17 protein-coding genes and 1 tRNA gene are annotated in these 17,891 nt (G+C 66.5%); 6 read left to right on the plus strand and 12 right to left on the minus strand.

The window, feature by feature from the left end; all coding sequences use genetic code 11:
- Window positions 1-99 precede the first annotated feature (99 nt).
- From AOP75_RS04275 to AOP75_RS04290, 4 genes are all read right to left on the minus strand, one after another.
- Entirely contained in the window at window positions 100-1,593 is a 1,494-nt protein-coding gene (locus AOP75_RS04275) for a hypothetical protein (RefSeq protein WP_062077073.1), read from the minus strand.
- Entirely contained in the window at window positions 1,590-2,138 is a 549-nt protein-coding gene (locus tag AOP75_RS04280; protein WP_062077074.1) for a hypothetical protein, read from the minus strand. Before AOP75_RS04280 ends, AOP75_RS04275 begins: the two co-directional genes overlap by 4 nt.
- 65 nt (window positions 2,139-2,203) lie before the next feature.
- On the minus strand, window positions 2,204-3,397 hold the full coding sequence (locus AOP75_RS04285; RefSeq protein WP_062077075.1) for an ROK family transcriptional regulator: 1,194 nt from the start codon (window positions 3,395-3,397) through the stop codon (window positions 2,204-2,206).
- A 126-nt stretch (window positions 3,398-3,523) separates the two neighbouring features.
- The gene (locus AOP75_RS04290) at window positions 3,524-4,756 is read right to left on the minus strand and encodes an ROK family transcriptional regulator (RefSeq protein WP_083966688.1); all 1,233 of its coding nucleotides are present in this window, start codon (window positions 4,754-4,756) and stop codon (window positions 3,524-3,526) included.
- Window positions 4,757-4,950: 194 nt separating this feature from the next.
- Here AOP75_RS04290 and xylA point away from each other — a divergent pair, with 194 nt between their 5' ends.
- Both xylA and xylB read left to right on the plus strand, forming a co-directional pair.
- Complete coding sequence (xylA, locus tag AOP75_RS04295) at window positions 4,951-6,144, plus strand: xylose isomerase (protein WP_062077076.1); 1,194 nt, start codon at window positions 4,951-4,953, stop codon at window positions 6,142-6,144.
- An 87-nt stretch (window positions 6,145-6,231) separates the two neighbouring features.
- On the plus strand, window positions 6,232-7,656 hold the full coding sequence (gene xylB / locus AOP75_RS04300) for a xylulokinase (RefSeq protein WP_062077077.1): 1,425 nt from the start codon (window positions 6,232-6,234) through the stop codon (window positions 7,654-7,656).
- Window positions 7,657-7,795: 139 nt separating this feature from the next.
- On the opposite strand, the gene AOP75_RS04305 is transcribed toward xylB, so the two are convergent.
- From AOP75_RS04305 to AOP75_RS04320, 4 genes are all read right to left on the minus strand, one after another.
- On the minus strand, window positions 7,796-8,179 hold the full coding sequence (locus tag AOP75_RS04305; RefSeq protein WP_062077078.1) for a hypothetical protein: 384 nt from the start codon (window positions 8,177-8,179) through the stop codon (window positions 7,796-7,798).
- A gap of 172 nt (window positions 8,180-8,351) precedes the next feature.
- A tRNA-Pro gene (locus AOP75_RS04310) sits at window positions 8,352-8,428 on the minus strand.
- A gap of 41 nt (window positions 8,429-8,469) precedes the next feature.
- Window positions 8,470-9,369, minus strand: a complete 900-nt coding sequence (locus tag AOP75_RS04315) for a metallophosphoesterase (protein ID WP_062077079.1) — start codon at window positions 9,367-9,369, stop codon at window positions 8,470-8,472.
- A 45-nt stretch (window positions 9,370-9,414) separates the two neighbouring features.
- Window positions 9,415-12,069, minus strand: coding sequence for a transglycosylase domain-containing protein (locus tag AOP75_RS04320; RefSeq protein ID WP_062077080.1), 2,655 nt, complete (start codon window positions 12,067-12,069; stop codon window positions 9,415-9,417).
- A 76-nt stretch (window positions 12,070-12,145) separates the two neighbouring features.
- Here AOP75_RS04320 and sp36 point away from each other — a divergent pair, with 76 nt between their 5' ends.
- Together sp36 and AOP75_RS04325 are read left to right on the plus strand one after the other, a co-directional pair.
- Window positions 12,146-12,298, plus strand: coding sequence for a Sp36 family protein (gene sp36, locus AOP75_RS12510; RefSeq protein WP_152649938.1), 153 nt, complete (start codon window positions 12,146-12,148; stop codon window positions 12,296-12,298).
- Complete coding sequence (locus tag AOP75_RS04325; RefSeq protein ID WP_062077081.1) at window positions 12,295-12,771, plus strand: RidA family protein; 477 nt, start codon at window positions 12,295-12,297, stop codon at window positions 12,769-12,771. Before sp36 ends, AOP75_RS04325 begins: the two co-directional genes overlap by 4 nt.
- A 190-nt stretch (window positions 12,772-12,961) precedes the next feature.
- On the opposite strand, the gene AOP75_RS04330 is transcribed toward AOP75_RS04325, so the two are convergent.
- Together AOP75_RS04330 and AOP75_RS04335 are read right to left on the minus strand one after the other, a co-directional pair.
- Entirely contained in the window at window positions 12,962-13,654 is a 693-nt protein-coding gene (locus tag AOP75_RS04330) for a Crp/Fnr family transcriptional regulator (protein ID WP_062078408.1), read from the minus strand.
- Window positions 13,647-13,997 carry a hypothetical protein gene (locus AOP75_RS04335; protein WP_152649939.1) on the minus strand — a complete coding sequence of 117 codons (351 nt, stop codon included), beginning with the start codon at window positions 13,995-13,997 and terminating at the stop codon, window positions 13,647-13,649. The genes AOP75_RS04330 and AOP75_RS04335 overlap by 8 nt, the downstream gene beginning before the upstream one ends.
- Before the next feature lie 149 nt (window positions 13,998-14,146).
- On the opposite strand from AOP75_RS04335, the gene nth reads away from it, so the two are divergent.
- On the plus strand, window positions 14,147-14,851 hold the full coding sequence (gene nth, locus AOP75_RS04340) for an endonuclease III (protein ID WP_062077083.1): 705 nt from the start codon (window positions 14,147-14,149) through the stop codon (window positions 14,849-14,851).
- Window positions 14,852-14,898: 47 nt separating this feature from the next.
- Here nth and nhaA read toward each other — a convergent pair whose 3' ends face one another.
- Both nhaA and AOP75_RS04350 read right to left on the minus strand, forming a co-directional pair.
- A complete protein-coding gene (gene nhaA / locus AOP75_RS04345; RefSeq protein ID WP_083966689.1) occupies window positions 14,899-16,308 on the minus strand; it encodes a Na+/H+ antiporter NhaA in 1,410 nt (469 codons plus the stop codon).
- Between the two features lie 45 nt (window positions 16,309-16,353).
- Window positions 16,354-17,082 carry a winged helix-turn-helix transcriptional regulator gene (locus AOP75_RS04350; protein WP_062077084.1) on the minus strand — a complete coding sequence of 243 codons (729 nt, stop codon included), beginning with the start codon at window positions 17,080-17,082 and terminating at the stop codon, window positions 16,354-16,356.
- Window positions 17,083-17,141: 59 nt separating this feature from the next.
- Here AOP75_RS04350 and AOP75_RS04355 point away from each other — a divergent pair, with 59 nt between their 5' ends.
- Entirely contained in the window at window positions 17,142-17,879 is a 738-nt protein-coding gene (locus AOP75_RS04355; protein ID WP_062077085.1) for a hypothetical protein, read from the plus strand.
- Window positions 17,880-17,891: the final 12 nt, after the last annotated feature.

Consider the following 17,891-nt stretch of genomic DNA (forward strand, 5'->3'; position numbering starts at 1 on the left):
CCGCGTTCAGGCCTCACGCTTCCGCGCCGCCCGCTCAACCGGGCAGGCGGCGCGGAAGCGTGAGACTCCTGACCAATGGCGGCCGTCTGTGGCGCTCGCTCATAGATGCGTGTCCCGGGAGCCAGCGTTGTCGGTCAAGCACACGAGCCGTGACGTTCGCACGTACCGGGCAGTACCTAGGGCAATGAGCGCGACAGCAAGCACCACGGCAGTGGGCACGACGTGAGCCCACGCGCGGTTAAGTGAATCCCCCGCACCCACACGGTAGGCGCTGCCGCGCGCAACCCCCAGAAGGAGCATGACGGGAAAGAAGGTCGTCACTGCGAAGCGGAGCGGACGGGTAGTGGCGCGGCGCAGGCACACTACTGCAAAACCGACGATGAGCGGCAGCAAGGGAAGCATGGGAAACCATCCGCCCTCGTTGCGGATCAGATTGTCCCAGGTGGCTAGCACGCTGACTTTAACTAAGCCCGTCGTCAACGCTGTCGCGAGCGCCACCACCGCCCACAACCCAAATTCCCCGGTTGCGAGTATCCATACTTGAAAGCGGGCGGGCCAACGCAGCAGCGCCAGTCCCGCCATCGCCACCACGCCAACCGCAATGAACCAGGACACAACCGCGGGCATCGACATGGCCGGGCCGTGGAGCGCCCACAACGCCACTACATAACTCTGCCACGCCACAGCACTTGCACCCACACCCGCCAGAACAAGTGCTCGCGTTTGGCGTGGAATCTCGGACTGCGTTGCAAAAGCACACAACAACACCGCAAGTGCGACAATGGAGTCTGGCCGGGTAACTACCGCCGCAGCGCCGGCAAGGATCATGACTGGCACCAGTTCACGGCCGGCGAGCCCCTCCGCCAGGACCCACGCGCCCGCGCAAATTACGATGAATGCCAAGGCAACCGTAGCGTGTCCGTTGACATAAAAACCGGTAAACACCAGCCGGTTCGTTGCCGCGAGGGCAAGGACAAAAATCGCCGCGGCCCCGAGCGCTGCCGCCGGCCGCACCCGCATGCTCAGGACCCGCCAAATGGCCCATGCACCCATAGCGGCGACAGCCATGAACGTGAGCGGTGTCGCGGCGTGAAAGAACCACTCCCCGCTCAGGGCGCCAGGCAAGTGCAGGAGAGCTACCCCTACCAATCGTTCTTCGAGGAACAACGGGTAGATCGTGTCCACGTAGGTGTCATTGTTCAACAGGGCGGTGACATTGAGGTACGCGAGCGAGTCTGTCGACCACTTGTAGAGCAGGAACGAACGCGCCACTGAAGCCACCACGAGGGTAAGCACGTACGCGAGGGCCAACCATGCCCACGCAACGTGGTGCCGTATTCCTATGCTCTCGTGTCGATGGCGCCACAGACGCCACCCAAGTGCCCCGACGCCCAACGCGCACACTGCAAAGCCGAGTGTGCCGTGGTTCACGGGGAGATGCGCGACCACGAGCAACCATCCGACTCCCGGTAGGAGCACGGCCTGAGACACGACCGTGAGGACTGCTTGTAGAGCCCCGCGGGCGTTCGAAGCGACGGCAAAGCAGGCCCCAGTCGCGAACAGCACCGTCACGCTCGCCAAATCAAGAATCATTCCGAGCCCTCGTCGATACCGAGATCGATTAGACGCGCTTCCACGACGAGCTCCGGGTCCGTCAAAGTAGTAGGCGCAAGATGCACCAAGACGCTGTGCGAGCCTGCGGCGTCGAGGATGATGTCCCACTGTCCGGGCACAGAGTAGGTCTCCTCATCTCCCGTGAAAGCCAGGCGTCCCCATAGTTCGAGAGCAGGTGTGTCTACAGCAGTGACGCGCTCCGCTTTTCCGTACCCGGCAAGCCGCATTCCAGTCCAAGTACGTTGGAACGTACCGCCGTCCGGAAAGACCATGACCGCGCCGGGCGCCGTCTCGCCAACGGCTTGAGACAACGAGTAGGCCTCGTACAGCTGCGGACCCGACTCGACAGCAGCCGCAAGAATATCCGACGTCTCCTCGCTCTCCACGGCCTGATACCGGGATGGAAAGGACGCATCTGTACGCCCAAACCACAGCGCGGAAGCTGCGATCGTCGCAATGAGCGCGGCCCCGAGAGAGGCGCGCAGCACCACCGCATTCGACTCCACACTCAACGCGACGGGCATGACCTCGATTGTAGGGAGTCCGAACTTACGCTGTCGGCGCAGCAAACCGGCGCGTTGACATTCCCCTAGCCAGCCAACGGGTCCGCCAGCAGCGGCGCGAAGGCCAGCTCCGCGGCGCCAACGAACATGAGGTCGTCCCCGAGCGAATCGCTGGCGAGCACAAGCCGGTCGGCCAGCGGCGTGAAGGCGAGGTCCGCAACGCGCTGTCGCAACACCTCCCCGCGCCGTTCAAACAGCGCGGCAAGGAACCCGCCAAGAATGACCGCCTGCGGGTTGAACACCGACATGTGGGAACTGATCGCACCGGCGAGCATCTCCACCTGGCGGTCAATCTCCGCGGCGACGGGGCCGGCGTCCACGTCAGCGAGCGCGCTAGCGATATTGGCGAAGTCCAGGACCGTTGGCGCTGCGGCGGCCTTCAGGCGGGAGAACTGCACCTCCGTCTCGAGGCACCCGCGGCGTCCACAGTGGCACAGCGGTCCGGCGGAATCGACGACGGTGTGGCCCAGTTCGCCCGCGTAGCCATCGGCACCGCGTAGCACCGTGCCGCCGGCAATCAGCGCGCCACCGATGCCGGAAGCGGAGCCGTTCATGTAGAAGTAGGTCGAGAACTCGCGGCCTGCGCCGAACGCGGCCTCCGCGATAAGACCCACGTTGGCGTCGTTATCGATAAAGGCCGGCGCGGAGAAGGCGTCGGCAAGCATCCCTGCGTAGTCGACGCCGTGCCAGTCAAGGTGCGGGGAACGCGTGATGAGGCCCTCGGCGGGCTGCGCGAGCCCGGGCACGGCCGCCCCTACACCCACAATCCGGGTGACCTCAGGGTGCGCCGCGCGCAGTTGCCGCACGGCGTCGACGGCGATCTCGATGCTTTGCTGGGGCGTGGGCAGGCTCGGGACCGTGACTCGGGTCCGCGCCAGGACGGCGCCACCCATGCCCACGAGCGCCACCGCGATGGCGTCGACGTCGGGGTTCACGGCGATCGCTGCCAGGGAGGGGTCAGGAGTGACGCGCGGGCTGGGACGTCCCACGGTTCCCGACAGTGCGGATACCTCTCGGACCAGACCGGCCTCGGCAAGATCCGTCACCAGCGCGCCCACGGTCGAGCGGTTGAGCCCTGTCAGGCGGGTCATGTCTGCGCGCGAGATGCCCGGGTCGTGATGCGCCATCGACAACAGCAGTGACAGGTTGTGCTGCCGCGTCGACTCATTGCGGCTACCGCGCACGTTGGCGTGCGACCCTGCCGGCTGCTTCTTCGTCATGGGCTCTCCTTGGTCCATCGGTCTCACCCACCCCCACTCGGCTCATTGTCTCTCATTTCCCTGAGACTCTTGTGCACTGCGCGTTGCGAGCGGTCCGCGCCGCTCTGCCAGGGGATACGCGGGCGACTATGCCAGCAGCGCGCGCGTGGCGCCGGCGGCGTTCGCGTCGGTGAGCATTCTCAACGGGTCGGCGAGGAGAGGCCGGAATGCGGCCTCGGCGGCGCCGACGGCGATGCGGTCGTTGCCTAGTTCGGCTCGGGCGATCTCGAGCCCGTCAGCCATGGGATCGAAGGCGTGCTTGGCGACCCCGCTCACGATCTCATCGTGACGGAAGTCGAGGAGGTCCCCAAGGAATCCGCCCAGCACGACCATGCCTGGGTTGAGCACAGACACGATGTTCGCGATCCCGCGCGCGAGGATGTCTGCCTGGCGACCGGCCTCTGCCTCGAGCGCCGGCGAATCCGACTGGGCGAGCCGAGTAGCCAGGCCGCCGGGGCCAAAACGGTCGACAGAGGCGGCGGCGCGGAGACGGCGGATGTTGACCTCGGACTCGAGGCAGCCGATGCGCCCGCAGTGGCATGCGATGCCGTTGCGGTCAACGGTGATGTGCCCCAGTTCGCCCGCGAAGCCGTCCTCGCCTGCCACGAGGCGACCGCCCGCGAGGATGCCGCCGCCAATGCCGGACGGGGATCCGTTGAGGTAGATCACATTTCTGGCCCCGCGTGCGGCTCCGAAGATCGACTCAGCGACGAGGCCCGCCTTCGCGTCATTCTCAACCCACACGGGCATCTGGAGCTCCTCCTGGAGCATTGCGCCAAAGGGCTCGTATTGCCACTCCAAGTGCGGGGCGCGGACCACGGAGCGTTCCGCGATGTTCACTAGTCCCGGGATCGCGACGCCCGCTCCCCATACGGTCCGGCCGGGGTGCGCCGTAAGGATGTCCCGCGCCATCGATACCGCCGTGGCGATGGCGTCGCGCGCGGTGATCGTCGCCGTGACCTCGGTCATGCGGGAGTCGAGCACGCGACCTCCGAGCGCGACGAGCGCGACCTCGATTCCGTCGACGTCGGGGTTGACCGCGATCGCGGTGTTGTCATCACACGGGCTCACCGCGGGGCTCGGACGTCCCACTCGCGTCGTGGCGGTCGCGGACTCGTACACCGCACCTGCCTCCACGAGGTCTCCCACCAGGGCGCCCACGGTGGAGCGGTTGAGGCCCGTTTGCTGCGTCAGTTGCGCACGCGTGATGCCGGGCGCGTGGTGAACCCGGGTGAGGACCGCAGCCAAGTTGCGCTGCCGGGTCGCCTCGTTGCGCGATCCCCGTTCAGCGGCGACGGCGCCGGTGGCCTCGTGTTCCATGAAGCACACTTTACTTACTTCCGACCTTTTGTGGCTACCGCAAACGTTTACAGCGACACGCACGCCACGCCCCACCCCCGCGGCGCCCCGAACGCGCACTGCACCCCGGCATCGGCCCGATTGACACGCATCCGCGTCGGGTTTATGTTGTTGCCATCACTTAAATAATGATCGACGATGATCGGAGAGCCGCCATGGCACCCACCCCCACTCGCGAGGACAAGTTCTCGTTTGGCCTCTGGACCCTGGGCTGGGAGGCGCAGGACCCCTTCGGCGGCCCCACCCGCCCCCGCCTCGACACCGTCGAGGCCATCCACGGGCTGGCCGACGCCGGCGCCTGGGGCATCACCTTCCACGACGACGACGTGTTCCCGTTCGGCTCCTCCGATGCCGACCGCGACAAGGCCATCGCCGACCTCAAGGGCGCGTGCGACGACACGGGCCTGGTGGTCGAGATGGTCACCACCAACCTGTTCAGCCACCCCGTGTTCAAGGACGGCGGCTTCACCTCCAACGACCGCGATGTGCGCCGGTTCGCGCTGCGCAAGGTGCTACGCAACATCGACCTCGCCGCAGAAGTGGGCGCAACCACCTTCGTGATGTGGGGCGGCCGCGAGGGCGCTGAGTACGACTCCGCCAAGGACATCCACGCCGCTCTCGAACGCTACCGCGAAGCAGTGAATCTGCTGGGCGACTACGTCACCGACAAGGGCTACGACATCAAGTTCGCGATTGAGCCCAAGCCCAACGAGCCCCGCGGCGACATCCTGCTGCCCACGGTGGGCCACGCTCTCGCCTTCATCAACTCCCTTGAGCGCCCCGAGCTGGTGGGCCTCAACCCGGAGACCGGTCACGAGCAGATGGCTGGCCTGAACTTCACGGCCGGCATTGCCCAGGCGCTGTATCACGGCAAGCTCTTCCACATTGACCTGAACGGCCAGCGCGGCATCAAGTACGACCAGGACCTCGTGTTCGGCCACGGCGACCTCCACAACGCGTTCTCGCTGGTAGACCTGCTTGAGCACGGCGGCCCCAACGGCGGGCCCAGCTACGACGGCCCCCGCCACTTCGACTACAAGCCCTCGCGTACAGAAGACAGCAAGGGCGTGTGGGAGTCCGTGCGCGCCAACATGTCCATGTACCTGCTGCTCAAGGAGCGGGCGGCGGCGTTCCGCGCGGACCCCGAGGTCCAGGAGGCGCTGCAGGAGGCCAAGGTCCTCGAGCTCGGCCAGCCCACCCTGGGCGAGGGCGAGTCGTACAACGACCTGCTCGCTGACCGTTCCGCCTTCGAAGACTTCAATGCGGACGCGTACTTTGGCGGCAACGGCTTCGGCTTTGTCCGCCTCCAGCAGCTCGCCTCGGAGCACCTGATGGGCGCCCGCGGCTAACTCCTCCTAGGGCCGATGCTCGGGTGGGGTCCGTACGGGCCCCACCCGAGCATCGGCTCGCCTCATTTCCTTACGAAAGGACGCGCGATGACGCTCGTCGCCGGAGTCGACTCCTCGACCCAAAGCTGCAAAGTGGTCGTGCGCGACCTCGACACCGGCGAGGTGGTGCGCACGGGCCGTGCCTCGCACCCCGACGGCACGGCAGTGGATCCCGCCGCATGGTGGGAGGCGCTTCAGTCGGCGGCCGCGGACGCCGGCGGCCTAGGCGACATCGCGGCCATCTCGGTGGGCGGCCAGCAACACGGCATGGTTGCGCTCGACGCCGATGGACGAGTGGTGCGGGACGCGCTGCTGTGGAACGACACCCGCTCCGCCGGCGCAGCCGAGGACCTGATCGCTGAGTACGGCGCCGAATCGCTCGTCGAGCGCACGGGGCTGGTGCCGGTCGCCTCCTTCACGTCCACGAAGCTGCGCTGGCTGCGTGACAACGAGCCAGACAATGCGGCGCGCGTCGCTGCTGTGGCGCTCCCGCACGACTGGCTCACGTGGCGCCTGCGCGGCTACGGACCCGCTGACGAATCGCCGCTGGGTCCGGTTCTCGATGAACTCGCGACGGACCGGTCCGACGCATCCGGCACCGGCTATTGGAACCCCGCCACCGGCGAGTACGACCGCGAGCTGCTTGTCGCGGCATTGGGACACGACTGCGTCCTCCCGCGTGTCCTGGGGCCATCGCAGCAGGCCGGGCGCGGCATCAGCGGGCTCGAGCCACAGGGCGCCGATGTTGTGGTGGGCCCCGGTGCAGGTGACAACGCGGGCGCGGCGCTGGGGCTTGGGGCCGTGACCGGTGACGTGGTGGTGTCGATCGGCACGTCCGGCACGGTCTTTGGGGTGTCAGCTGAGCCGGCGCGCGACGCGAGTGGGGTCGTGGCCGGATTCGCCGACGCCTCGGGGGCATTCCTGCCGTTGGTGGCGACCCTCAACGCGGCGCGCGTGCTTGATGCGTTTGCACGGGTGCTCGGGGTGACTCACGATGAGCTCGGCGCGCTTGCGCTCGACGCCGAGCCCGGCGCAGGCGGCGCGGTGCTCGTGCCCTACTTCGAAGGCGAACGCACGCCCAACCTCCCGGATGCGACCGCATCGCTCACGGGCCTGACGTTGGCATCGACCACCCGTGAGAACCTGGCGCGGGCGGCGATTGAGGGCATGCTGTGCGGCTTGGCGGACGGCCTCGACGCGGTGCGCGAGCAGGGCCTGTCGCCTCAGCGCCTGCTCCTGGTCGGCGGTGCGGCTCAGAACGAGGCCGTGCAGACCATTGCGGCGCAGGTGTTCGACGCGCCGGTCGAGGTGCCCGAGCCCGCCGAGTACGTCGCCCTTGGCGCCACTGTCCAGGCGGCGTGGGCGCTCACGGGCGAGCGGCCGGCTTGGGAGGTGTCGATCGTGGCATCGCCGCCGGTCGACACCCGCGATCACATCCGCAGCGCCTACCGCCAGATGGCTCCATCTCGCTGATGCCGACGCATTCCGGCGTTCTTCGCGCCGCTCATCCCTGCTTGCTGCTCATCGGAGCCTGAAATGGAGCACCGGCCGCCATACACGATCAAAGTTGGCGGCCTGTGCTCCGTTTCGCGCGTTCGTCGACACATTCGCACTACGCGTTCGGCTCGTACAGGCTGCGTTCCGCGAAGGTGGCGGCGTCTGGGCGGCCGTGCGCGCTCCCGGTGCTCGCTGACACCTCGCCGGTCTCCCGCGCCTGCCCCCACTGGTGACCCTGGACGACCTGACCGATGCGTGGCCCAAGCGTATTGATAATGATGGCGGCCGCGACCAAGGCGGCACTGAGCATCAGCGGGAATGTAGCGAGCATCCAGGTCACTGCGCTGGCCACGTAGTACCACCCGGGCACCGCTTCCCAGTCCAACAGCCAGTCGCCAAACATCCAATTCGTGATGGGGGTGGTGGCCGCCTGCGCCACGACTCCAAATGCAAGCGCTCCGAGCGCCGCCCACAAGCATGACTTCGCCGCCTTCTCCACGATCCCCACCTCTCTTGGGGCACGCCTAGCGCCCCGGTCGTAGCCCGACGGTAGTGCGGAAGCCGCTGCGAGGTGGAAGAAAATGCTTGTCTCGTTCGCGAAAAACAGCGAAATGGAGCCACTTGGCGAAAAAGGGCCGATGCCCGGGTCACCCGAGCATCGGCCCTTCTCTTGGTCGGGGTGACAGGATTTGAACCTGCGACCTCGTCGTCCCGAACGACGCGCGCTACCAAGCTGCGCCACACCCCGAAATTCAGCCGTGCCAGGATACCTGATTCACGGCGGGCCGCCTAACCGCGCGGTAGCAGCGTGAGCATCGTCGCCTCCGGACGGCACGCGAAGCGCACCGGGGCGTACGGCGACGTGCCGAGCCCCGCGGACACGTGAAGCCACGCGCTGTCCTCGCCGCCGGGGGCGTCGGGACGCGGCCCGGGCCACCCGTGCAGACCCGAGGCACGGGACGTGTCCAGGTCACAGTTCGTGACCAGCGCACCCATGCCGGGCACACAGACCTGGCCACCATGCGTATGGCCCGCAATCAGGACATCGGCCCCGTCACCGTGCAGCGCGCCCAGAGCACGCAGGTACGGAGCGTGTGTCACGCCAATGCGAAGGTCGCCACGGTCAGGCTCGGGCGCGGGAATCGCGTCCCGCTCCAGGTGGGGATCGTCGAGGCCCACGAAGGTCAGGCGCGACCCCATGACCGTCAACTCGCCGCGCGCGTTGTTCAAGTCGAGCCAGCCTGCCCCTGTCATGCCGGATGTGAGGCGCTCGATGTCGTGCTCCGCCTCGTCTCCCCGAACCTTGGTGGGTGCGGTGAAGTACGTGAAGGGGTTCTTGGGTCGTGGCGCGTAGTAGTCGTTCGAGCCGTGGACGAACACCCCCGGGAAGTCGAGGAGGGGCTCCATCGCGTCCAGAACTGCGGGGACCGCGTCCAGGTGCGCGAGGTTGTCGCCCGTGTTGATCACGAGGTCGGGGCGGAAGTGCGCAAGGTCGCGCACCCACTCAACCTTGCGGCGCTGGCCCGGCGTCATGTGGAGGTCGGACAGGTGCAGGATGCGCACTGGCCGGCTGCCAGGAGCCAGCGCCTGAGCCGACACCTGGCGCACGGTGAAGGACTGAGCCTCCACCAATCCCCAGGCGAGTGCCCCGGAAGCAGCGAGACCAACCGCGGTAGCGGCGCGCTTCATCGATCACCCTTTCGTGGTGTGCAGGCGGGGGTGGCGACCACCCCGCTAGTCATCGTCGTTGCCGCGACCGTTGCCGTTGCCGTTCCCGTTACCGTTACCGCCAGGCAGCGGGCAGGCCTCGTTGGTGTCTTCGTTCCACCAGTCGCTGTCGTCGGCGCACTGCTTGCCCTTGTCCTCCTCTTCCTCAACCCAGCCCTCGGGCGGGTTGGAGGAGAACTCAGCCGGAGGCCACGAGCTGCCCCAGTAGTCACTTGGCGCCTCGGACTTGTCCCAGCCCTCTGGCCACTTGGTCCACCAGCTGGGCCGGCTTTGGGTCGACAGCTGGATGGTGATGGTCGTGCCGGGGGTCATCATGGCGCCGGATCCAGGCGACTGCGTCATGACCGTGCCCTCTTCGACATTGGGCGCGTAGACCCGGGAGTCGGACACAGAGATCTGGAAGCCACTCTCGTTGGCGACCTTGCGTGCCCACCACTCGGTCGAGTCGGTCACGTACGGTACGCGGACGGGAACGCCGTTGAGGATCTCGTCGGTCGGCTCGTCGAAGTCAGAGATCTCGGTGCCGTCAAGCGCGCGGCTCATGAAGTCGGACCAGGTAGGACCGGCGATCGTGGAGCCGTACACGTAGTTGTACCAACGGTCGTTGATGGTGACGAACTGCTGCTCCACGTCTTCATCGGGGTTGCCGAGCCAGAACACGGACACCAAGTCAGGCGTGAAGCCCGCGAACCAGGTGTGCTTGTTGTTGTTGGCCGTTCCCGTCTTTCCAGCTGCCGGGCGGCTGTCCTCGAGCGGGAAGAACCGCCCTGAGCCTTCCGTCATCACGCCCTGCATCGCGTAGGTGACGCCGTCGGCGACCTCCTTCGAGATGGCCTGGCGGCAGTCAGGCTGGGGAACGTCGAGTTCATTGCCCTCAGCATCGGTGATCGACTTGATCGCGAGCGGCTCGCAGTGGATGCCGTCGTTGGCGAAGGTCTGGTAGATGCCGGCCATGGTCAGCGGCGAGGAGTTCTGCGGTCCCAGCACGGAGGAAGGCACCAGCTCAAAGTCGGCGCCGTCGGCGCGCTCAAAGCCCATCGCCTCAGCGGTGTCACGCACGTCACACAGGTCCAGCTGGCTTGCCATCGCCGCGTATGCGGTGTTGATCGAGTCTGCCGTGGCCTTCATTACGGTCATCTGGCCGCGGTTGTCGGCGTCGACGTTGCCTGGCTTCCATGGCTTCTGCCCCACGAGCACGGGGCCCTCACACGTTTCCGTCCAGTTCTCGCTGGTCCACTCTTGCTGGCGGCCGGAGACGTACTGGTTGAGCGAGTGACCTGTCTCCAGCCAGTTGGCGAGGATCACGGTCTTGAAGGTCGATCCCGGGGAGAATCCCTTCGAGCCACCCCACTCGCGGTCGACTGCGTAGTTGATCGACGTGGAGTTCTCCGCCTCCGCGGACGGGTCAAAGATGCGGTTCTGCGCCATCGACAAGATCTCACCCGTGGACGGCTCCAGCGCGACCATGGCCATCGCGAATCCGTTGGGGTCGTCGGCAGGCAGGGAGTCGTACAGCTCTTCGTTCGCGATGCGCTGCTTACCGATGTCGAGGGTCGTGACGATGTCGAGTCCACCACGCAGCAACAGGTCGCGGCCGTTCTGGTCGTCAGTGTTGAAGACCTCGTCCTTGGCAATCACCTTCGTGACGTAGTCACAGAAGAACGGAGCGTCTTGCGAGGCGGCGCATGACGACAGCGGGCGGGACACGTCAAGGGTGTCCTGCACGGGTACCGCTTCATACTCGTCGAACTCGGCCTGAGTGAGCATGTCCTGCTCGAGCATGGTGCCCAGCACCGTGTCGCGGCGCTTCTCTGCATCTTCGTAGTTGTCTTCACCGTCGAAGGTCCGGGTGGGGTCCCACCGGGACGGGTTCTGGGTCACGCCGGCGATGGTCGCGGCCTCGACGGCGTTAAGTTCCTTCGCGGGCTTAGAGAAGTAGTACTGCGCGGCAGCCTCGACGCCGTAAATGTTGGGGCCAAACTGCGCGATGTTGAGGTACTGCTGGAGGATCTCCTCCTTCGCGCAGTCCACGCCGGGGTTGTCGCCGGAACACTCGTTGCCCAGTGACTCGGTGAGGTTCTCTTCCAGGCCAAGCGCAAGGCGCCACTCGCGGATCTTGCGCGCGAGCGAGACCTCAGTCGCGGCGTCGGCTGCCTCGTCGTCCTCGGCGTTTTCCGCAGCGGTGCGGAGCTTGTTCTTCACGAGCTGCTGGGTCAGGGTCGAGGCACCGGGGTTGGAGTCAGAGGTGAGGTTCGTATATGCGGCGGACATGACGCCTTCGCCATCCACGCCGTTGTGCTCCCAGAAGCGCTTGTCCTCAACGGCGACGATCGCCTGCTGCATCCACGGCGAGATTTCCTCAAGCGGGACCACGACGCGGTTCTGGTCGTAGAACGTCGCCAACAATGTGGTGCCGTCGGAGGCGTAAATGTTGGACTGCTGAGGGAGTTGCACGTCCTGAAGTTCCGCCGGGAGTTCCTCGAAGAGTTCCGAGGTACCCGACGCCGCGGAGCTCGCGACGGTCGCAGCGGGCAGCGCGATGCCGGCGATCAAGAAACCGCCGATGACGGAGAAGGCGACGAATGCGACCAGCGCGCTAGCGAGCTGCACAACAGTCACACGGCCATCGCGGCGCGCGTCGTCAGACGTGAAAAAACCCATGAACCTACCTTACGTTGCCCGTGTAACGCTCCAGAGTGCCGGAACGTTTCCGGCACGCGCGCGATACGCTCGTCGTATGACGACCTGGGAATACGCCACTGTGCCGCTGATCGACCACGTGACCAAGCAGATCCTCGACCAGTGGGGCGAGGACGGCTGGGAACTGGTCCAGGTGATCACCGGCCCCACGGGGGGGCTGGTGGCCTATCTTAAGCGACCCAAGGCATGAGCGCACGGGCCCGTCTCGAAGCGCTAGGGCTCACGCTGCCTGAGGTCGCGACACCCGTCGGCACCTACGTGCCCGCGAAGGTGCACGGAGACCTGGTGTACACCTCCGGTCAGTTGCCGCTGGTCGACGGTGAACTGCTCGCAGTGGGGGTCGTGGGTCAGCGGTCGGGCGACGTGAGCCCCGAGCGAGCGCTGGAGTGTGCCCGCGCCGCCATCATGAACGCCATTGCTGCCGTGGCCTCGGCCGCCGGCGGCATCGACTCCATCCAGTCGATCGTGAAGATCACCGGATTTGTGGCGTCGGCGCCTGGGTTCACTGCGCAGCCTGCGGTGATCAATGGTGCGAGCGGGATTCTTGCTGATGTGTTTGGCGAGGCCGGTCGCCACGCGCGCTCGGCGGTGGGGGTCGCCTCGCTGCCGCTCGGCGCTCCCGTAGAGATCGAGATGATCGCGCAGGTGCGCTCGGCTTCCTAGGGCCGATGCCCGGGTCGCTTCCCGGCGGCACGGGTACGTGGGCTGCTGCAGTCATCACGCCGTGAGTGGCACTCCGAGCGCCGGTGAGGTGGCACGCCGAGCACCGGTGAAGTGGCACGAAATGGCTGTTTTAGCTGCCCAAAACAGCCAAATGGAGCCATTTGGCGGGGGAGGTGCGGGCGCGGCGGGGTTAGCGAGAGCGGGCGCGGAGGCGCTCGGGCTCGTACACGTCTACCGCGCCAATGTGCACGTCGATCCACCCGCGACCGGCGAAGTCGGCGAGCGCCTTGTTCACCGTCTCGCGCGAGGCACCGACCAACTGCGCAAGTTCTTCCTGCGTGAGGCCGTGACGCACGGTCACATGGCCGCGCTCCATGCGGCCAAACCGGTGGCCGAGGTCGAGGATCGCCTTCGCGACACGACCGGGGACATCGGAGAACACGAGGTCCGCCATCGAGTTGGACAGGCGGCGAATGCGCTGCGCCAGGGCGCGGTTGAGGTGGCTACCCATCTCGAGGTGGCCAGCGAGCCACTCGTCGAGTTCCTCCTTGGGAAGCTCATACACGACCGTGTCCTCAACGGCGTGGGCGCGCGCCACCCGCGGGCCGGGATCAAACACGGACAACTCGCCGAGCATGTCGCCCACACCAAGCAGCCCCAACAGGTTTTCGCGTCCATCGCGGGCAGTGCGGGCGAGCTTCACCTTGCCCTTGACGATGATGAACATCGCCGAGCCTTCATCGCCCTCGCTGAAGATCACGTCGCCTCGCGGCAACTCCATGCGCTCCATGCGCTCGATCAACGCGTGCGCGCTCGCGGCGTCCATGCCGCCCAGCAGAGGCGACGATCGCAGGAGCTGTTCCTCGCGCGTCGCGTCAGGCATGGCGGCCACTCTGAGCTTTCGCTCGATGCTGCTCACCCAGCGCCTTTACCATCTGTGCTGTCACCGCTTCCAGGTTCTCTTCCACTCGCGTCTCGTACGACTCTAGTCGGCTATCCAACGCAACGAGGGTCTCCACGCTGCTGGGTGTCGCACTCGGAGGCTCGGGCCATACCGAGCCCGCCAGTTCCGTGCTCGTGGGAGCGTCCGCTGCCAACGCCTCCCAGGCATCGGCCAAACCCAGGCGGTCGAGTTCGTCGGCGTCGGCCAATTGCGCTATCTCCAAGTCCTTACGGGCCTGGACCAGGCGACGCCACCATCGCACGCGAGCCAATTCGCGGCGCATCTCTTTGCGACTGTGGCGCAAGTGTGCGATCACAGCATCGTGCGCGGCCAACAATCACCTCCGAGGACTCGCGGTCAAGCGCGGCGCTTCACCACTGGCAATATCGGCCAATGCGGTGCCGCCCTTGAGGGTCGCCTAGGGTTTGAGGCATGGCTTCTCGCACTCCGCTCACCGTCGCCACCGCAGACATGGAGGCGCCGCCCGTGTCGCTCACCCGCCGTGCCCGCGCCGTGAACCGCGCTCTCGCGGAGGTCTACCCTGACGCGCACTGCGAATTGGACTACGAGACGCCGTTCCAACTACTCGTCGCGACCGTGCTGAGCGCTCAATGCACCGACGTCCGCGTCAACCAGGTCACGCCCGGACTGTTCGCCGTGTACCCCGATGCCCCAGCTATGGCCGCCGCCGACCGGGACCGCCTCGAGGCTCTGATCAAGCCCACCGGGTTTTACCGCGCCAAAGCTGAATCGCTCTTGGGACTGTCGCGCGACCTCACGGAGAAGTACGACGGCGAGGTGCCAGGCAAACTCACGGACCTCGTGACGCTACGCGGCGTGGGGCGCAAGACCGCCAACGTGGTGCTCGGCAACGCCTTCGACGTGCCGGGAATCACCGTCGACACCCACATGGGACGTCTCGCCCGGCGGTTAGGCCTCACGGTGAACGAGGACCCTGTGGTCGTGGAGCGCGAACTCATGGCCCTCATTGAGCGCCGCGAGTGGACGCTGTGGTCCCACCGCGTCATCTTCCACGGACGCCGCCGCTGCAAGGCACGCAAGCCCGAGTGCGGCGAGTGCGAGATTGCTTCGATGTGCGCGAGCGCGCCCGGAGCGAAGGTTCGCCCGGCTACATAGCCAGACGTGGGGGCGGGGACGCGACCGTTCGCCGCGTCCCCGTCCGCCTACTTCTGATCGCCGCCAGGGTTGTCGGCCTTGGCCTCGGGCCCAGGGTTGGGGTGCTGGTCGCCGGGTCCTGGCACATCTTCTGGTTCACCCTCGCGGTGCAGGTCGACCACGTCGATCTCCTCCGCCTTGCGCCCGTGCTTATTCGCCAGCGCCTGGGCAAGGTCGTCGTCGAGCGGGGTCGAACGCAGGTCGTACAGCTTGCGGTAGTAGCGGTCGCGCCACACGAGGATGATCACACCGATCAGCGCGGACGCCAGCGACGCGAACAGCACCGACATCTTCACTTCCTCGACGCGCTCACCGTCAAAGGCCAGTTCGCCAATGAGCAGCGACACTGTGAAGCCGATTCCAGCGAGCGAGCCCATTCCGAGCACGTCCCACCAGGACAGTCCGCGATCGAGTTTGGCCTTCGTGAAGGTCGCAACAAGGAAGGTCGCGGCCAGGATGCCCAGAGGCTTGCCCAGCACCAGGCCGGCCACTACACCCTGCGCGACCGGGTCGCTCACGGCCACGGAGATGGTCTCCGAGTTGATGGTCACGCCCGCCGCAAAGAGGGCGAAGACCGGCACGGCGATGCCCGCGGACACGGGGCGCCACAGGTGCTCCCAGTGCTCCGCCATGGAGTGCTTCTCGCCCTTGCGTGCAATGGCGGGAACCATAAGACCCAACGCCACACCGGCGATGGTCGCGTGGACACCGGAGGCGTGCATCATGGCCCAGGCCACGACGCCCAGCGGGATCATGACCCACCAGTACGTGATGCCCTTGCGTGCGAGCCAACCGAACAGCAAGATGACGGCGAACGAGGCCACGAGCCACAGGAACTGAACCTCGTCGGTGAAGAACACGGCGATGATCATGATCGCCAGCAAGTCATCGACCACGGCAAGCGTCAGCAGGAACGCACGCAATGCTGCAGGCAGCCAGCGGCCGACAACGGCGAGCACGGCGATCGCGAAGGCGATGTCCGTCGCGGTGGGCACGGCCCAGCCGTCCATGGAGCCGCCGTCTTGGAGGTTCACGACCACGTAGAAGGCGGCGGGGACGAGCATGCCGCCAATGGCGGCGACGATGGGCACAATCGCCGTCGACGGCTTGCGGAGCTCACCCGCCACGATTTCGCGCTTGAGCTCGAGGCCCACCACAAAGAAGAAGATCGCGAGGAGGCCGTCCTTGGCCCACGTTCCCACGGACAGGTGCAGGTGAAGCGACTCGGGGCCAAACTCGAAGTCCCGCAGCGATTCGTAGGAGTCAGCCCAGGCGGTGTTGGCCCACACGAGCGCGATCACCGTGCCGATGAGCAGCAAGATGCCACCCGCGCGTTCGGTGCGGAGGATGTCCGCGAGATTGCGCTCAGTCGAAGGAGTCAGACGCGAAAAGAGACGCGTGGGGCTGCTACCGGCCATGGATGGGTCCGTTCGCTCGGGGGGTACGGGTGAACGGAGAACAGCCTACCTAGAGGGTGATCGCGGTGACGATTCTGCCTGGTCAGGCTTGGGTGCCTTGGGCTGCGGCGGGTCAAAGCGGTAGCCCACGTTGCGAACGGTCCCGATGAGGTGCTCGTGTTCGGCGCCCAGCTTGGCGCGCAAACGGCGGACGTGAACGTCGACGGTGCGGGTACCCCCGTAATAGTCGAAGCCCCACACTTCTTGCAGCAACTGATCACGCGTATACACGCGACCGGGGTGCTGCATGAGGTACTTGAGGAGCTCGAACTCCTTGTACGTGAGGTCGAGCGGCACGCCCTTAAGCCGGGCGGTGTAGCCACCGACGTCGACGGTGAGTTCGCCTGAGGAGAACTCGACGGCCTTCTCGAGCGGGTCTTCCTGGCTCGCGCGCCCCATGAGGAGGCGGATGCGCGCCTCGACTTCAGCGGGAACCGCGTCCGCAAGCACCACGTCGTCAGCGCCCCAGTCGGCGTTGACGATCGACAGGCCGCCTTCACGCAAGACGAGCAACATGGGCGCGGTGACGCCGGTGACCTGGACCAACTTGCAGTTGGAGCGCGCCTGCGCAAGGTCGTGCCGGCCGTCGACGATCAGGACGTCGGCATCGAACGCGTCGAGCATCGCGGTCGGGTCTGGTGGGAGCGCTCTCACGCGGTGCGACAGGAGCCCGAGCGCAGGCAACACCTCATCTGCCCCGTCTGGTGACGGGGTCAGCACTAGTAGGTCAGCCATCGTGCGCCCTCCGTTATGGCTTTTACTGTAGCGGCACGAACTCTGAGACACTAAACCCCATGAATCCCACGACCCGCGCGTCGATCACCGCTGTCGCGGCTGCTGTCGTCGCTGGCACCGGCGTCTTGGGCACCCGTTGGCTGGCGTTGGGCGTGGCCGTCATCATGCTCGTCATGGCAGTGGGGTGGCCGCGCTTGTTGCGCGTCGCGCACACCTGGGTCAGCACGGCCGTGATCGGGGCGGGCTCGCTCATCGCGTTGGGCTCGGTCGTGATTGGCCGCACGGAGCCGTACTTGCGCTACATGGTGGTCGCGATCGCCGCCATCACTATCGCAGCGCTCCTCACAGAAGTGTTCTTCCCCTCCCCGCGCGGGCGTGCGGTGACCGGCGTCGCCGCGACCGCGGCAGGCGGCGCGATCACCGCGACTGGGGCCGCGTGGGTAGCCGCGAACCGCACCGCGGGAGCCGAGGACTTGGTCGTCACCGCCGCTGCCGCCCTGGCGGTGGCGGCCGTCGCATCCGTCCTCACCTCCAGCGGCAACGTCAACGCAGTGCTCGCCCTCTTGGCGGGCGCAGCCACAGGCTCCGGTCTCGCATTCGCCTTCGACTCCATGCCTTGGTACGCGGGCACCGTGGTGGGCGTTGTCGCGGGTGGGTCGGTGGTGCTGATGAATGAGCTGTCGCGCCGTGAGCCACGCCCCATCGACGTCTGGGCGGGAATAGCCTCGGGCGTCACCCCTGTTCTTGCTGCAGGAGTACTTGTGTACGTCGGCGGCGTCCTGCTCGTCGGCGCGTAGCCCGCTGTGGAG

Source organism: Demequina globuliformis (genome assembly GCF_000975155.1).
GTDB classification, from domain to species: Bacteria; Actinomycetota; Actinomycetes; order Actinomycetales; family Demequinaceae; genus Demequina; species Demequina globuliformis.

Bases quoted from the DNA above. Each gene is read 5' to 3' on its own strand.
- xylA (WP_062077076.1), top strand. From the start codon at position 4,951: ATGGCACCCACCCCCACTCGCGAGGACAAGTTCTCGTTTGGCCTCTGG.
- AOP75_RS04330 (WP_062078408.1), bottom strand. From the start codon at position 13,654: ATGCCTGACGCGACGCGCGAGGAACAGCTCCTGCGATCGTCGCCTCTG.
- AOP75_RS04285 (WP_062077075.1), bottom strand. From the start codon at position 3,397: ATGACGAAGAAGCAGCCGGCAGGGTCGCACGCCAACGTGCGCGGTAGC.
- AOP75_RS04275 (WP_062077073.1), bottom strand. From the start codon at position 1,593: ATGATTCTTGATTTGGCGAGCGTGACGGTGCTGTTCGCGACTGGGGCC.
- AOP75_RS04280 (WP_062077074.1), bottom strand. From the start codon at position 2,138: ATGCCCGTCGCGTTGAGTGTGGAGTCGAATGCGGTGGTGCTGCGCGCC.
- AOP75_RS04355 (WP_062077085.1), top strand. From the start codon at position 17,142: ATGAATCCCACGACCCGCGCGTCGATCACCGCTGTCGCGGCTGCTGTC.
- AOP75_RS04315 (WP_062077079.1), bottom strand. From the start codon at position 9,369: ATGAAGCGCGCCGCTACCGCGGTTGGTCTCGCTGCTTCCGGGGCACTC.
- AOP75_RS04290 (WP_083966688.1), bottom strand. From the start codon at position 4,756: ATGGAACACGAGGCCACCGGCGCCGTCGCCGCTGAACGGGGATCGCGC.
- AOP75_RS04350 (WP_062077084.1), bottom strand. From the start codon at position 17,082: ATGGCTGACCTACTAGTGCTGACCCCGTCACCAGACGGGGCAGATGAG.
- AOP75_RS04325 (WP_062077081.1), top strand. From the start codon at position 12,295: ATGAGCGCACGGGCCCGTCTCGAAGCGCTAGGGCTCACGCTGCCTGAG.
- AOP75_RS04320 (WP_062077080.1), bottom strand. From the start codon at position 12,069: ATGGGTTTTTTCACGTCTGACGACGCGCGCCGCGATGGCCGTGTGACT.
- nhaA (WP_083966689.1), bottom strand. From the start codon at position 16,308: ATGGCCGGTAGCAGCCCCACGCGTCTCTTTTCGCGTCTGACTCCTTCG.
- nth (WP_062077083.1), top strand. From the start codon at position 14,147: ATGGCTTCTCGCACTCCGCTCACCGTCGCCACCGCAGACATGGAGGCG.
- AOP75_RS04335 (WP_152649939.1), bottom strand. From the start codon at position 13,997: ATGCGCCGCGAATTGGCTCGCGTGCGATGGTGGCGTCGCCTGGTCCAG.
- xylB (WP_062077077.1), top strand. From the start codon at position 6,232: ATGACGCTCGTCGCCGGAGTCGACTCCTCGACCCAAAGCTGCAAAGTG.
- sp36 (WP_152649938.1), top strand. From the start codon at position 12,146: ATGACGACCTGGGAATACGCCACTGTGCCGCTGATCGACCACGTGACC.